Annotated in this window: 11 protein-coding genes and 2 tRNA genes; 11 read left to right on the top strand and 2 right to left on the bottom strand. The window is 71.8% G+C overall.

Annotated elements, in window-relative coordinates:
- The first annotated feature begins 173 nt into the window (after nucleotides 1-173).
- The 4 genes from ADK60_RS01755 to ADK60_RS01770 all read left to right on the top strand — a co-directional run bounded on the left by ADK60_RS01755 (nucleotide 174) and on the right by ADK60_RS01770 (nucleotide 3,699).
- On the top strand, nucleotides 174-773 hold the full coding sequence (locus tag ADK60_RS01755; protein WP_053642615.1) for a biotin transporter BioY: 600 nt from the start codon (nucleotides 174-176) through the stop codon (nucleotides 771-773).
- A 67-nt stretch (nucleotides 774-840) separates the two neighbouring features.
- Nucleotides 841-1,332: a ribose-5-phosphate isomerase gene (locus ADK60_RS01760; protein ID WP_045941979.1), complete on the top strand. Its 492-nt coding sequence runs from the start codon at nucleotides 841-843 to the stop codon at nucleotides 1,330-1,332.
- Between the two features lie 502 nt (nucleotides 1,333-1,834).
- On the top strand, nucleotides 1,835-2,977 hold the full coding sequence (locus ADK60_RS01765; RefSeq protein WP_045941980.1) for a PP2C family protein-serine/threonine phosphatase: 1,143 nt from the start codon (nucleotides 1,835-1,837) through the stop codon (nucleotides 2,975-2,977).
- A gap of 527 nt (nucleotides 2,978-3,504) precedes the next feature.
- Nucleotides 3,505-3,699 (top strand): hypothetical protein, encoded by a 195-nt coding sequence (locus ADK60_RS01770; RefSeq protein WP_030397386.1) that lies wholly within the window; start codon nucleotides 3,505-3,507, stop codon nucleotides 3,697-3,699.
- A gap of 37 nt (nucleotides 3,700-3,736) precedes the next feature.
- Here the strand turns inward: ADK60_RS01770 and ADK60_RS01775 are convergent, their stop codons facing one another.
- Nucleotides 3,737-4,531 carry a DUF6348 family protein gene (locus ADK60_RS01775; protein ID WP_053642617.1) on the bottom strand — a complete coding sequence of 265 codons (795 nt, stop codon included), beginning with the start codon at nucleotides 4,529-4,531 and terminating at the stop codon, nucleotides 3,737-3,739.
- Nucleotides 4,532-4,775: 244 nt separating this feature from the next.
- Here ADK60_RS01775 and ADK60_RS01780 point away from each other — a divergent pair, with 244 nt between their 5' ends.
- Nucleotides 4,776-5,339, top strand: a complete 564-nt coding sequence (locus tag ADK60_RS01780) for a DUF6197 family protein (RefSeq protein ID WP_045941982.1) — start codon at nucleotides 4,776-4,778, stop codon at nucleotides 5,337-5,339.
- A 73-nt stretch (nucleotides 5,340-5,412) separates the two neighbouring features.
- Here the strand turns inward: ADK60_RS01780 and ADK60_RS01785 are convergent.
- A tRNA-Gly gene (locus ADK60_RS01785) sits at nucleotides 5,413-5,486 on the bottom strand.
- A gap of 144 nt (nucleotides 5,487-5,630) precedes the next feature.
- On the opposite strand from ADK60_RS01785, the gene ADK60_RS01790 reads away from it, so the two are divergent.
- The 6 genes from ADK60_RS01790 (at nucleotide 5,631) to ADK60_RS01815 (ending at nucleotide 13,568) form a co-directional block, all read left to right on the top strand.
- A tRNA-Pro gene (locus tag ADK60_RS01790) sits at nucleotides 5,631-5,704 on the top strand.
- Between the two features lie 477 nt (nucleotides 5,705-6,181).
- The gene (gene tig, locus ADK60_RS01795; protein ID WP_053642619.1) at nucleotides 6,182-7,579 is read left to right on the top strand and encodes a trigger factor; all 1,398 of its coding nucleotides are present in this window, start codon (nucleotides 6,182-6,184) and stop codon (nucleotides 7,577-7,579) included.
- A 271-nt stretch (nucleotides 7,580-7,850) separates the two neighbouring features.
- On the top strand, nucleotides 7,851-8,468 hold the full coding sequence (locus ADK60_RS01800) for an ATP-dependent Clp protease proteolytic subunit (protein ID WP_045941987.1): 618 nt from the start codon (nucleotides 7,851-7,853) through the stop codon (nucleotides 8,466-8,468).
- Nucleotides 8,469-8,525: 57 nt separating this feature from the next.
- On the top strand, nucleotides 8,526-9,188 hold the full coding sequence (locus ADK60_RS01805; RefSeq protein WP_045941984.1) for an ATP-dependent Clp protease proteolytic subunit: 663 nt from the start codon (nucleotides 8,526-8,528) through the stop codon (nucleotides 9,186-9,188).
- 278 nt (nucleotides 9,189-9,466) lie between these two features.
- Nucleotides 9,467-10,756 (top strand): ATP-dependent Clp protease ATP-binding subunit ClpX, encoded by a 1,290-nt coding sequence (gene clpX / locus ADK60_RS01810; protein WP_030397392.1) that lies wholly within the window; start codon nucleotides 9,467-9,469, stop codon nucleotides 10,754-10,756.
- Nucleotides 10,757-10,928: 172 nt separating this feature from the next.
- On the top strand, nucleotides 10,929-13,568 hold the full coding sequence (locus ADK60_RS01815; RefSeq protein WP_053642620.1) for a valine--tRNA ligase: 2,640 nt from the start codon (nucleotides 10,929-10,931) through the stop codon (nucleotides 13,566-13,568).
- Nucleotides 13,569-13,591: the final 23 nt, after the last annotated feature.

The following is a 13,591-nucleotide window of genomic DNA, read 5'->3' on the forward strand; positions in this document are numbered from 1 at the left end:
GGTCAGGAGCGGGCGGCGGGCGGGGGCGGGACCCGACAAGGACGGGGCCCGGGGGTTTGTCCGGATCCATGACGGTCGCCGGAGTGATCGACGCGTAGGTTCGGAGTGATCACTCACTCCGTCCGCCGGCCCCCGCGGCCGTCCGGATCCGCACCGTGCCGAGGAGAAGCCCGATGGCCACCGCCAGCACCCCCGTCCCCAGCCGCGCCGTCCTGGCCGACCTGCTGCCCGCCGCCGGCACCCGCCTCGGCACCCAGGCCCGGGACCTCGCCCTGGTCGCCGGGGGCGCCGCCCTCACCGGCCTGGCCGCCCAGCTGTCGGTGAACGTCCCCGGCTCCCCGGTGCCGGTGACCGGCCAGACCTTCGCCGCCCTGCTGGTCGGCACCGCGCTCGGCGCCCGCCGCGGCGTCGCCTCGCTCGGCCTCTACCTGCTCGCCGGGGCGGCGGGCCTGCCGTGGTTCGCCGAGGCCGCCTCCGGCTGGTCGATGGCCTCGTTCGGCTATGTGATCGGCTTCGTGCTGGCGGCCGGCCTGGTCGGCGCCCTGGCCCGGCGCGGCGCCGACCGCTCCCCGGTGCGCACCGCCGCCGCCATGGTCCTCGGCAGCCTCGCCGTCTACGCCGTCGGGGTGCCCTACCTGGCGTTCGCGCTCGACGTGCCGCTGGCCCGCGCCGCCGAGCTCGGCCTCTACCCGTACCTGGTCGGCGACGCCCTGAAGGCCGCCCTCGCGGCCGGCGCCCTCCCGCTCGCCTGGAAGCTGCTCGGCCGCCGCTGATATTCGTGACCGGGGCTCACCGGCCCCCTGCGGAGCCCGGGTCCGGGCGCATGCCACACTCATGGGCATGCGCGTGTACCTGGGCTCCGACCATGCCGGATACGAACTGAAGAACCACCTCGTGGAGTGGCTGAAGGAGGCCGGCCACGAGCCGGTCGACTGCGGGCCGCACATCTACGACGCCCTCGACGACTATCCGCCGTTCTGCCTGCGGGCCGCCGAGCGCACCGCCTCGGACCCGCAGGCGCTGGGCATCGTGATCGGCGGCTCGGGCAACGGCGAGGCGATCGCCGCCAACAAGGTCAGGGGCGTCCGCGCCGCGCTGGCCTGGAGCGAGCAGACCGCCGCGCTCGGCCGCGAGCACAACAACGCCAACGTGATCTCCATCGGCGGCCGGATGCACACCGAGGAGGAGGCGACCAAGTTCGTCGAGATCTTCCTCAGCACCCCGTACAGCGGCGACGAGCGGCACACCCGCCGGATCGACATGCTGAGCGTGTACGAGACCACCGGCGAGCTCCCGCCGATCCCGGCCCACCACCCGCAGCAGGAGGGCTGACCCTCCCGCCCGTTCCGGCCTCCCACGACCGGCCGCGCCCCGACGGCGCGGCCGGTCGTCGCGTTCCCGGGCCCGGTGGCGGCGGGCCCGGTGGCGCCCGCCGGGGCCCGCGGAGCGGTCGGAACCGGCCGTACGGCAGCTGGACGGCAGCTGAACGGCACCTGTGTGATCGTCGTGTGATCGCTGTGTGATCGGCCACAGCGCGCACCGCGGCGCCCGCCCCGTCGGACCGCCCGCGCGCGGGCCGCGTGCGCCGCCCCGGCGGTTCGTACGCCCCGTGCCCGTACGCCTCCTGACGCTCCGGACGGCGCCCGCCGCAATCGGCCGAAACCCGCTGACACGCCCGCGCCAGTGGGACACCGCCACCGCCCCGGCCGTCGACGCCGACCGGGAGCGCTGGATATGGTCGGTCCCCATGGCTGGCAGACCGCCGGGCACACCGCCCCAGACGACTGCGACGAGGCCCGGCGCCGTACCGGCGTCCGACCCCGTGACGGCCCGGTTGCGCAAGAGGCTCCGCCGGGTCCGCCGAAGGCTGCGCACTGCCGCCGTCGACTGGTTCCGCGGCGGCGCCGCCGACTGGCCGGTGCTCTGCGCCCTGGCCCTGCTGGTGCCGCTGCTGATCGTGCTCAACGTCCGCTGGCCCGCCTGGGCCCCGCCCACCGCGCTGGTCCTGCCGATCCTGGCGGCCGCCCTGCTGCTGCGCCCCGGCTCGCTGGTGGTGCTGTACGCGCTCGCCGCGCTCGGGCTGTCCGCCGAGTCGGTCATCCACACCGGCCAGCGGGTCGCCAGCGACCATCCCGAGGCCTACACCTACGGGGTCACCCCCGGCGCCGCCCTGGTGGTCGGCGCGGCCGGGGTCGGCGGCCTGCTGCTGGCCCAGTTCCGCAGCCGGGTCGGCGTGCCCTGGTGGGGCGGCTCGACGATGCTGTTCGACCTGCGCGAGCGGCTGCGGGTGCAGAGCCGGGTGCCCCGGCTGCCGGAGGGATGGCACGCCGACATGGCGCTGCGCCCGGCCGGCGGGCAGTCGTTCTCCGGCGACTTCGTGGTCGCCGACCGCACCGGCCCGGGCCGGCGGGTGCTGGAGGTGGTCCTCGCGGACGTCTCCGGCAAGGGCATGGACGCGGGCTCCCGGGCGCTGCTGCTCTCCGGCGCGTTCGGCGGACTGCTCGGCTCGCTGCCCGCGCACGACTTCCTCCCGGCCGCCAACGGCTATCTGCTGCGGCAGTCCTGGGAGGAGGGCTTCGCGACGGCCGTGCACCTGGTGCTCGACCTGGACAGCGGCGAGTACGAACTGCTCTCGGCCGGCCACCTGCCGGGGATGCAGCGGCTCGCGGGCGCCGGCCGCTGGGAGACCAAGGAGGCCCTGGAGGGCCCGGCGCTGGGCATCTACGACGGCGCCAAGTTCGAGGGCGTGCGGGGGCGGCTGAACCGCGGCGACGTCCTGATGCTGTGCACCGACGGCATGGTCGAGGCGCCCGGCCGGGACCTCTCCGAGGGCATGGACCGGTTGATGGGCGAGGCGGACCGGCTGGTGCCGGGCGGCGGCCCGGGTGCCGGCGGCGGCTCGGCGTCCCGACTGATCGAGACGGTCGCCCGGGACATCAACGACGACCGCGCGGTGCTGCTGCTCTGGCGCGACTGAGCGCCCCAGGGCTTGTCGGACAACCCCTATCGGCCCCGGCCGGGACCTTTGGACGGTGGCACGTGCCAAAGGCAGCTGCTGTCAACCCCCGGAGCTGATCTTCGGCCAATTCCGTTGCTCCGGAGGCGGAGCGGACCTGCCGGTTCCGGTCGGGGCCGCCGAACGTTTCCCGGCCGCTCAGCGGCACCCCGCCGACGAATCGTCAGGATGTCTCGACTATCGTCCCGGTCGGCGGAAACTCGTCTCGCATCGCAGGATGTCGGCGTTCGACAGACAGTCAGACCTTTACGCAATCGGCATGGTCGACCACACTGAGTCCGGGCGGGACTGTTCAGGATTCGGGGGATGGGGGGCGTCACATGCGGCACGACGGACACCGTGCGGCCGTGTCGGGCGGCCCTCCCTCCGGCTTCGACGTGCCGGACGAACTGCTGTTCCGCCTCGGGACCGTCGGACAGGCCGGGGTCCGGCTTCACAGGGGTCGTCAGCCGGTGGCGCCCCGCTATGAAACGAGGAAGTGAGTCCGGGTGGCACTCTCCGTCTCCGCGCTGGTCCTGTTCGGCATCGTCTGCTTCATCTTCATCCGCCAGAAGCAGCTCAAGACCGGGCACTTCATCCTGGCCGCCCTGTTCGGCTTCATGCTCAACCAGAGCACGGCCGCCAAGCCGATCCAGGACTTCCTGAGCCAGGTCGCCAAGTCCATCTCCGGCATCGCCAGCTGACCTGCGGCCCGCCGGCCCTCCGCGGCCGGCGAACCGTTCACCGGTCCGCGCGTCTCGCCTGCCGCCACCGGGCGAACAGGCCCTGCGGGCGTGCCGCCGCCACGGCCGCCGGCCGGGCCGGGTCGGCCCCAGCGGCGGCCGCCGGCCGGGCCGACGGCTCCCCGTGGGCCGTCAGCAGGACGAACAGCCGCGCCCAGCAGAGCCGTTCGCCGCGCGGCCAGTCCAGCGCGCGCAGCGCCGCCGAGGCCGCCTCGCTGACCTCGCCGTCGACCCGGACCTCGGCCACGTCGTCCCCCGCGCGGCCGCCGAGGAACAGCTTCACCCCGTGCGGCCGCCGCCCGCCCGGCCCGGCCAGCTCCGCCAGCAGCGCGGGCGCCAGCGCCGGCACCACCCGGTTCCCGGCCAGCCAGGCGGCCAGCCGCTCGTTGCCGAACCCGAACACCGCCGCCGGCCCCTGGACGGCGTGCCAGCCCGGCAGTTCGGGGTGGTCGGCGTGGTCGCCGTGAGCGCCGCGGCCCTCCTGCAGCTCGACCAGCGCGCTCGCCGTGGTGGTCGCCCACATCCGCACCGCGTTGTCGAGCTTCTCCTCCTCGGTCTTGCCGAGGCCCGCCGTGCAGTCCCACACCACCGGCGCGTCCGCCCGGCCGAGCTCCAGCACCCAGCCGAGGTCGACGTGCCCGGGGCCCTCGCCGTCCTGGTGCTCGCGCACGGCCACCGCCGTGGTGCCGGGACCGCGCACCACCTCGCCGTCGGCGGTGAACACCTGCCCGAGCCGTGCCATCTCCCGGACCACGCAGCGCTGTATGACGGCCAGTCGGTCCTGCGGGCGCACGGGGACTCCTAGGCTCGGGGCTTCGAATCGTCTCGAACTGTCGTCTGCCCGTCGAACTGCTCTCGAACGCCGCCGAGGCTATCGGCCCGGAGGCCCGCCGGGAAACTGCCCGGACCCGCCGGGGCCGGGACCGGCCCGGTCCGGGCGGGCCCGGCCCTGCGGACCCCGCGCTCCGGTCGCGGGAATGTCACTGATGCCCCACTTTGGGTAGCGGACACCACTGGCACCGCCTGGAGAACCCCGCATGCCCCGCACCGCCCCGAAACCCCCGCCGGCACCGCTGCTCACCCCGGACGCCTCGGGCCTGGTCGCCGAGATCGAGGCGTACCTGGCCTCGCTGCCCGCCCCGGCGCGCACCCCGGCGCCCTACCTCCCGCCCCACGGCGGGCCGTACGTCTGCCCGTTCGGCTCGGTGCTCCGGCCCTGGTACGCCGACCACGCCCCGCCCCGCGCCACCCTGCTCGACCGCGCGCTGCGCCGCCCGGCCCGGCCGGTGCCGGTGACCGCCGCCGAGCACCTCGGCCTCGCCTCCCGCTACATCACGGCGCACGGATGGCTGCAGGGCGCGATGTGGGACGGGGCCGGCCGGGTCTGCCTGCTCGGCGCCCAGGCCGCGGTGCTCGCCCACGGCTACGGCACCCCGGCCACCGTCCGCACCGCCCGGGTCCAGCTGATGGAGGTGCTGCACACCACCGGCCGCCGGGTCAGCTCCCCGGACGAGTTCAACGACCGACCCTCCACCCGCCAGTCCGACGTGCACCGGCTGCTGGAGCGGGCCGCCGCCCGCGCCGCCCGGCTCGGCCTCTGAACCGCCCGCACCGGCCGGCCCCCGACATGCGAACGGCCCCGACGGATGCTCAGCATCCCTCGGGGCCGTTCTGTGGAGCGGGCGACGAGAATCGAACTCGCGTGACTAGTTTGGAAGACTAGGGCTCTACCATTGAGCTACGCCCGCGCGATCCCCCGGCCGTCACCGGACGGAAGGTCGGGAACAGCGTACCTGGTCCGGTCGGCTGCGCGCACACCCCATTCCCGTGAGGGCCTCGGAATATCTCGCCGATCCGGCAGGGCCCGGCGTGTACGCTTCCTCTCGGCACCACGGGGTGTGGCGCAGTTTGGTAGCGCGTCCGCTTTGGGAGCGGAAGGCCGTCGGTTCGAATCCGGCCACCCCGACAGAGTGCGCAGGGTCTCGCCCACGGCGGGGCCCTGTTGTCGTTGGTGCCCGACCGGACCCGACCCGGCCCTTTCCCGTCCGTCCCCGCGGTGTCCCGTCGTGCCGTGCGGAGCGCTCACCGGAAAGAGTGCCGCACGCCACACCCGGGGCGCGCGCCCCCGGGCGCGGCCGCCTCCCCGATCGCCCGCGAACAGGCCGGAAACACCCCGGAACGGCCCCGAAGGGCCGCTGACGGCAGCGCCCTGGCGTCCGCCTTTCGTGGTACCGGTAGGATGGGGCGCTGGCGGTAGTCCCTGTGGCGTCAACCCAGGCCGACCGCACGAGGGCGAGGAGTCACGCTCACCGTCCACCCCCCACGGGAGATGCAGCTCCAACCGCCCATCGCCCGTCTCGCCCGACTCGACCGAACCGGCTCCGGCCGGCCGTCCGGGGAGGGTGCAGGCAACCCGACCGCAAGCCCCATAGGAGACCCAACCGTGAAGAGCGCCGTCGAGACTCTGAACCCGACCCGGGTTCGACTCACCGTCGAGGTGCCCTTCGAGGAGCTCAAGCCCAGCCTCGACGCGGCGTACAAGAAGATCAACCAGCAGGTCTCGGTCCCGGGCTTCCGTAAGGGCAAGATCCCGAACCGGGTCATCGACCAGCGCTTCGGCCGTGGTGCCGTGCTGGAGGAGGCCGTCAACGACGCCCTGCCGCGCTTCTACACGCAGGCCGTCGACGAGGGCAAGATCGAGGTCCTCGGACAGCCCGACATCACCAACATCGAGGGTGTCGAGAAGATCGCCGATGGCGGCGACCTGAAGTTCACCGCCGAGGTGGACATCCGTCCGGAGATCACTCTCCCGGACTTCTCGGCCATCGAGGTCACCGTCGACCCGATCGTGGTCTCGGACGAGGACATCGACAAGTCCCTGGAGCAGCTGCGCGAGCGCTTCTCCTCGGTCAAGGACGTCGAGCGCGCCGCGGCCGCCGGTGACACCGTGGTCCTCGACCTCGAGGCCAAGGTCGACGGCGAGGTGCCGGAGGACGGCACCGCGTCCGGCGTCAGCTACGAGATCGGCTCGGGCCGTCTGATCGACGGCATCGACGAGGCCGTCGTCGGCCTGGAGGCCGGTGGCACCGCGACCTTCACCACCGAGCTCAAGGGCGGCACCCAGGCCGGCCAGACCTCCGAGGTCACCGTCAAGGTCACCGCGGTCCAGGAGAAGGAGCTGCCGGAGCTGGACGACGAGTTCGCCCAGCTGGCGAGCGAGTTCGACACCCTGGAGGACCTGAAGGCCGACTCCCGCAAGCGCCTCGAGCGCATGAAGGAGTACGACCAGGCCACCCAGGCCCAGGAGAAGGTGCTGGACGCGCTGCTCGGCCTGGTCGAGATCGAGTTCCCGGAGAAGCTCCTCAAGGACGAGATCGAGACCCGCAAGCACAACCTGGAGCACCACCAGCTGGAGCCGATGGGCCTCACGCTGGCGGCTTACCTGGAGACCCAGGGCAAGTCGGAGGAGGAGTTCCTGGCGGAGACCGAGGAGCAGGCGAAGAAGGGCATCAAGACCCAGTTCGTCCTGGACCAGATCGTCGCCGACGAGGAGCTCAACGTCTCCCAGGAGGAGCTGACCGAGCACCTCATCCGTCGCGCCGCCGGCTCGGGTCTCACCCCGGACCAGTTCGCCCAGCAGGTCGTCCAGGGCGGCCAGGTTCCGCTGCTGGTCGGCGAGGTCGCCCGCGGCAAGGCGCTGGCCACCGTGGTCGAGGCCGCCAAGGTCGTCGACACCGAGGGCAACGAGGTCAACTTCGACGACGACGAGGCCGACGAGTCGGCCGAGACCGTCGAGGCCCCGGCCGCCGAGGCCGAGGCCGAGGAGAAGACCGAGGCCTGATCGCCCCGGTAGCCTCGCTCGCCCCGAGGTCCGACAGCGGGCCCGGACGCCGTACGGTGTCCGGGCCCGCTGCGTTGTGTTCCGCCGTGAACCCTGCGCTCACAGCGAACAGTTCTGCGTGAGGGATTCTGCGGCCCGGCCTGCGCGTTAGGGTCCATGGACAGCAACAATCACGACGTGATACCCGGAAGCTGTGCGACACCGTGACGGCCGTGGAGCGACCGTCCAAATCGACTGAGCAGGTGGCTAAGTGACGTACCCGCAGATGCAGATGCCCGGCCCGATGGCGCCGCACGCCGCCGCTGGTGACGTGCTCGGCGGCCTCGGCGACCAGGTCTACAACCGGCTGCTCAACGAGCGGATCATCTTCCTCGGTCAGCAGGTCGACGACGACATCGCCAACAAGATCACCGCTCAGCTGCTGCTGCTGGCCGCGGACCCGGACAAGGACATCTTCCTCTACATCAACTCTCCGGGCGGCTCGATCTCGGCCGGCATGGCGATCTACGACACCATGCAGTACATCAAGAACGACGTCGTCACGATCGCGATGGGCATGGCGGCCTCGATGGGTCAGTTCCTGCTGACCGCGGGCGCCAAGGGCAAGCGCTTCTCGCTGCCGAACGCCAACATCCTGATGCACCAGCCGTCCGCCGGCCTCGGCGGTTCGGCCACGGACATCCGGATCCAGGCCGAGCAGCTGCTGCGCACCAAGAAGCGGATGTCGGAGCTGATCGCCTTCCACAGCGGCCAGTCCTTCGAGCAGATCACCCAGGACTCCGACCGTGACCGCTGGTTCACCCCGGAGGAGGCCCTGGACTACGGCCTGATCGACGCGATCATGCACAGTGCCGCGGACGTCCCCGGCGGCGGCGGCACCGGCGCCTGAGCCCCGCCCCGGGCCCACGAGACCACAGCCACAACGCTCCGGAGGACCAGAACACCCATGAACATCCCCAGCCTGTCGGCCGCCAAGGCCCGCGTCGAGGACATGCGAGCGGAGGGCCGCTACATCGTCCCGCGCTTCGTCGAGCGCACCTCCCAGGGCATCCGCGAGTACGACCCGTACGCCAAGCTGTTCGAGGAGCGCATCATCTTCCTCGGCTCCCAGGTGGACGACGTCTCGGCCAACGACATCATGGCGCAGCTGCTGTGCCTGGAGTCGATGGACCCGGACCGCGAGATCCAGATGTACATCAACTCGCCCGGCGGCTCGTTCACGGCCCTGACGGCCATCTACGACACCATGCAGTACGTCAAGCCCGACATCACCACCGTCTGCATGGGCCAGGCGGCCTCGGCGGCGGCCGTGCTGCTGGCGGCGGGCACCCCCGGCAAGCGGATGGCGCTGCCGAACGCCCGCATCCTGATCCACCAGCCCTACACCGAGACCGGCCGCGGCCAGGTCTCGGACCTGGAGATCCAGGCCCGCGAGATCTTCCGGATGCGCGAGCAGCTGGAGGAGATGCTGTCGAAGCACTCCAACAAGTCGGTCGAGGAGGTCCGCGACGACATCGAGCGCGACAAGATCCTCACCGCCGAGGAGGCCGTCGAGTACGGTCTGGTGGACCTGGTCATCTCGACCCGCAAGGCCTCGCTGACCTCCTGAGGCCAGCACCCCCCGCGGCGCCGTCCTCGGGCCGCGGGGGCCGGGGCGGGGCGCGCGATCGGTTCGCGCGCCCCGCCTCCGGCGCACCGGCGGCTCCTCCGACGGCATCTGTTCGGTATCAATTCGCCCAGGGCGTAGGGCAGACCCGGCGAAGAGGGCGGAATCGACGGCTCGGCAGAGTACCGTCGGACAGCGAGACCGATCGCCGTCGGCGTCTTCGGTCCACAGCACCAGGCCCCGGAAACCCCGCGGGGCCCCTGGCGAAGGGGAAGCACCTCGTGGCACGCATCGGAGACGGTGGCGACCTGCTCAAGTGCTCGTTCTGCGGCAAGTCGCAGAAGCAGGTGAAGAAGCTGATCGCCGGCCCAGGCGTGTACATCTGCGACGAGTGCATCGACCTGTGCAACGAGATCATCGAGGAGGAGCTCGCCGAGACCTCCGAGGTGCGCTTCGAGGAGCTGCCGAAGCCCCGCGAGATCTACGAGTTCCTCGACCAGTACGTGGTCGGCCAGGACCTCGCCAAGAAGGCGCTGTCGGTCGCGGTCTACAACCACTACAAGCGGGTGCAGGCCGGTGAGGCCGGGCGCAGCGGCGGGAACGGCCGCGAGGACGCCATCGAGCTGGCGAAGTCCAACATCCTGCTGCTCGGTCCGACCGGCTCCGGAAAGACGCTGCTGGCGCAGACCCTGGCCCGGATGCTGAACGTGCCGTTCGCGATCGCGGACGCCACCGCGCTGACCGAGGCCGGCTACGTCGGCGAGGACGTCGAGAACATCCTGCTCAAGCTGATCCAGGCGGCGGACTACGACGTCAAGAAGGCCGAGACCGGGATCATCTACATCGACGAGATCGACAAGGTCGCCCGTAAGAGCGAGAACCCGTCGATCACCCGGGACGTCTCCGGCGAGGGTGTGCAGCAGGCGCTGCTGAAGATCCTGGAGGGCACCACCGCCTCGGTGCCGCCGCAGGGCGGGCGCAAGCACCCGCACCAGGAGTTCATCCAGATCGACACCACCAATGTGCTGTTCATCGTGGGCGGCGCGTTCGCGGGTCTGGAGCGGATCATCGAGGGCCGGGCGGGTGCCAAGGGCATCGGCTTCGGGGCGAACATCCGCTCGAAGCGGGAGCAGGACGCCAGCGACCACTTCCGTCAGGTGATGCCGGAGGACCTGGTCAAGTTCGGCATGATCCCCGAGTTCATCGGCCGTCTCCCGGTGATCACCAGCGTGCACAACCTCGACCGCGAGGCGCTGCTGCAGATCCTCACCGAGCCGAAGAACGCGCTGGTCAAGCAGTACCGCAAGCTCTTCGAACTCGACGGTGTGGAGCTGGAGTTCTCCCGGGACGCGCTGGAGGCCATCGCGGACCAGGCGATCCTGCGCGGCACCGGCGCGCGCGGTCTGCGGGCCATCATGGAGGAGGTGCTGATGTCCGTGATGTACGAGGTCCCCTCGCGTCAGGACGTCGCCCGGGTGGTGGTGACCGGGGACGTCGTCTCCAAGCACGCCATCCCGACCCTGGTGCCGCGCGACATGATCAAGCGGGAGCGGCGCGACAAGAGCGCCTGAGCCCCGCCCGAGACCTCTCCGGCCCGGTCTTCCCGGGCCGGGACCGGGGCCCCGGTACCGCCCTCGTGGCGGCACCGGGGCCCTTGCGTGCGCGCCCTTCCGGGCCGGGCCGGGAGTCCGGGGGGTGAAAGGCGTTCGTAACCGGGTTCCCGGGGTACGTAAACTGTCCGTCGTGACCGACACCACGAACCAGCGCCCCGCGAGCACGCCCGCAGGGGACGACGCAGCCACCCTCCCGACGACCTACGCTCCGGCGGACGTAGAGGGCGAGCTGTACGAGCGCTGGGTAGAGCGCGGTTACTTCACCGCCGACGCCACGAGCGACAAGCCCCCGTTCACCATCGTCATCCCCCCGCCGAACGTCACCGGCTCGCTGCACCTGGGCCACGCCTTCGAGCACACGCTGATCGACGCCCTGGTCCGCCGCAAGCGGATGCAGGGGTTCGAGGCGCTGTGGCAGCCCGGTATGGACCACGCCGGCATCGCCACCCAGAACGTGGTCGAGCGCGAGCTGGCCAAGGAGGGCAAGTCCCGCCACGACCTGGGCCGCGAGGAGTTCGTCGAGCGGGTCTGGAAGTGGAAGGCGGAGTCCGGCGGCCAGATCTCCGGCCAGATGCGCCGGCTCGGCGACGGCGTCGACTGGTCGCGCGAGCGCTTCACCATGGACGAGGGCCTGTCGCAGGCCGTCCAGACCATCTTCAAGAAGCTCTTCGACGACGAGCTGATCTACCGGGCCGAGCGCATCATCAACTGGTGCCCGCGCTGTCTGACCGCCATCTCGGACATCGAGGTGGAGTACCAGGACGACGACGGCGAGCTGGTCTCGATCCGCTACGGCGAGGGCGAGGACTCCATCGTCGTCGCCACCACCCGGGCCGAGACGATGCTCGGTGACACCGCGGTCGCCGTCCACCCGGACGACGAGCGCTACCGGCACCTGGTCGGCACCGAGATCGAGCTGCCGCTCACCGGCCGCCGGATCCCGATCGTCGCCGACGAGCACGTCGACCCGGAGTTCGGCACCGGCGCCGTCAAGGTGACCCCGGCCCACGACCCGAACGACTTCGAGATCGGCCAGCGCCACGGCCTGCCGAACATCGCGGTGATGGACGAGCACGCGGTGATCACCGCGCACGGCCCGTTCCTGGGCCTGGACCGGCTGGAGGCCCGCTCGGCGATCGTCGCCGCGCTGCGCGCCGAGGGCCGGATCGTCGCCGAGAAGCGCCCGTACGTCCACTCGGTGGGCCACTGCTCGCGCTGCAAGACCACCATCGAGCCGCGGCTGTCGATGCAGTGGTGGGTCAAGGTCGGCCCGCTGGCGCAGGCGGCCGGCGACGCCGTCCGGGACGGCCGGGTCAAGATCCACCCGCAGGAGATGGAGAAGCGCTACTTCGACTGGGTGGACAACCTGCACGACTGGTGCATCTCGCGCCAGCTGTGGTGGGGCCACCGGATCCCGGTCTGGTACGGCCCGAACGGCGAGATCGTCTGCGTCGGCCCGGACGAGCAGCCGCCGGCCGGCGAGGGCTGGCACCAGGACACCGACGTCCTGGACACCTGGTTCTCCTCGGGCCTGTGGCCGTTCTCCACGCTCGGCTGGCCGGAGCAGACCGAGAGCCTGGCGAAGTTCTACCCGAACTCCGTCCTGGTCACCGGCTACGACATCCTGTTCTTCTGGGTCGCCCGGATGATGATGTTCGGGCTCTACGCGATGGACGGCACCCCGCCGTTCCACACCATCGCGCTGCACGGCATGGTCCGTGACCAGAACGGCAAGAAGATGTCGAAGTCCTTCGGCAACGTGGTCAACCCGCTGGACTGGATGGACAAGTACGGCTCGGACGCGCTGCGGTTCACGCTGGCCCGCGGCGCCAACCCGGGTGTCGACGTCCCGATCGGCGAGGACTGGGTCCAGGCGGCCCGCAACTTCGCCAACAAGATCTGGAACGCGACCCGGTTCGCGCTGATGAACGGCGCCACCGTCGAGGGCCCGCTGCCCGCGCCGGAGGAGCTGACGGCGGCGGACCGCTGGATCCTGTCGCGTCTGAACAGCACGGTCGCCGAGGTGGACGCGCTGTACGACGACTACCAGTTCTCGAAGCTCTCCGAGGCGCTGTACCACTTCGCCTGGGACGAGGTCTTCGACTGGTACGTGGAGCTCTCCAAGACCACCCTGGCCAAGGGCGGCCCGCAGGCCGACGCCGCGCGCCGGGTCCTCGGCGAGGTCCTCGACATCACGCTGCGGCTGCTCCACCCGATCGTGCCCTTCGTCACCGAGACGCTGTGGACCACGCTCACCGGGGCCGAGTCGCTGGTCATCGCCGACTGGCCGCAGGACAGCGGGTTCCGCGACGCCGGGGCCGAGGCGGAGATCGCCACCCTGCAGCGGGTGGTCACCGAGGTGCGCCGGTTCCGCACCGACCAGGGCCTGAAGCCGGGCCAGCGGGTCCCGGCCCGGCTGGACCTGGACGGCACCGTGCTGGCCGTCCACGAGGACGCGATCCGCTCGCTGCTGCGTCTGACCGTGCCGGAGGAGGGCTTCGCGGCCACCGCCTCGCTGCCGGTCGCCGGTGCCACCGTGGCGTTGGACCTGTCCGGCACCATCGACGTCGCGGCGGAGCGCAAGCGCCTCGCCAAGGACCTCGCCGCGGCCGAGAAGGAGAAGGCCCAGACCGCCGGCAAGCTCGGCAACGAGGCGTTCCTCGCCAAGGCGCCGGACGACGTGGTCGCCAAGATCCGGACCCGCCAGGAGGCCGCCGAGGCCGACATCGCCCGGATCACCGCCCAGCTCGCGGCGCTGCCGCAGGGCTGACGCGCCGACGGCTCCCCGGAGCC

Source organism: Streptomyces sp. XY431 (assembly GCF_001279805.1).
GTDB classification, from domain to species: Bacteria; Actinomycetota; Actinomycetes; order Streptomycetales; family Streptomycetaceae; genus Kitasatospora; species Kitasatospora purpeofusca.

What these genes read in the sequence shown, in the direction of transcription:
- ADK60_RS01755 (WP_053642615.1), top strand. Translation starts at nt 174, where the DNA reads ATGGCCACCGCCAGCACCCCCGTCCCCAGCCGCGCCGTCCTGGCCGAC.
- ADK60_RS01760 (WP_045941979.1), top strand. Translation starts at nt 841, where the DNA reads ATGCGCGTGTACCTGGGCTCCGACCATGCCGGATACGAACTGAAGAAC.
- ADK60_RS01780 (WP_045941982.1), top strand. Translation starts at nt 4,776, where the DNA reads ATGCCCCGCACCGCCCCGAAACCCCCGCCGGCACCGCTGCTCACCCCG.
- ADK60_RS01800 (WP_045941987.1), top strand. Translation starts at nt 7,851, where the DNA reads ATGCCCGGCCCGATGGCGCCGCACGCCGCCGCTGGTGACGTGCTCGGC.
- ADK60_RS01805 (WP_045941984.1), top strand. Translation starts at nt 8,526, where the DNA reads ATGAACATCCCCAGCCTGTCGGCCGCCAAGGCCCGCGTCGAGGACATG.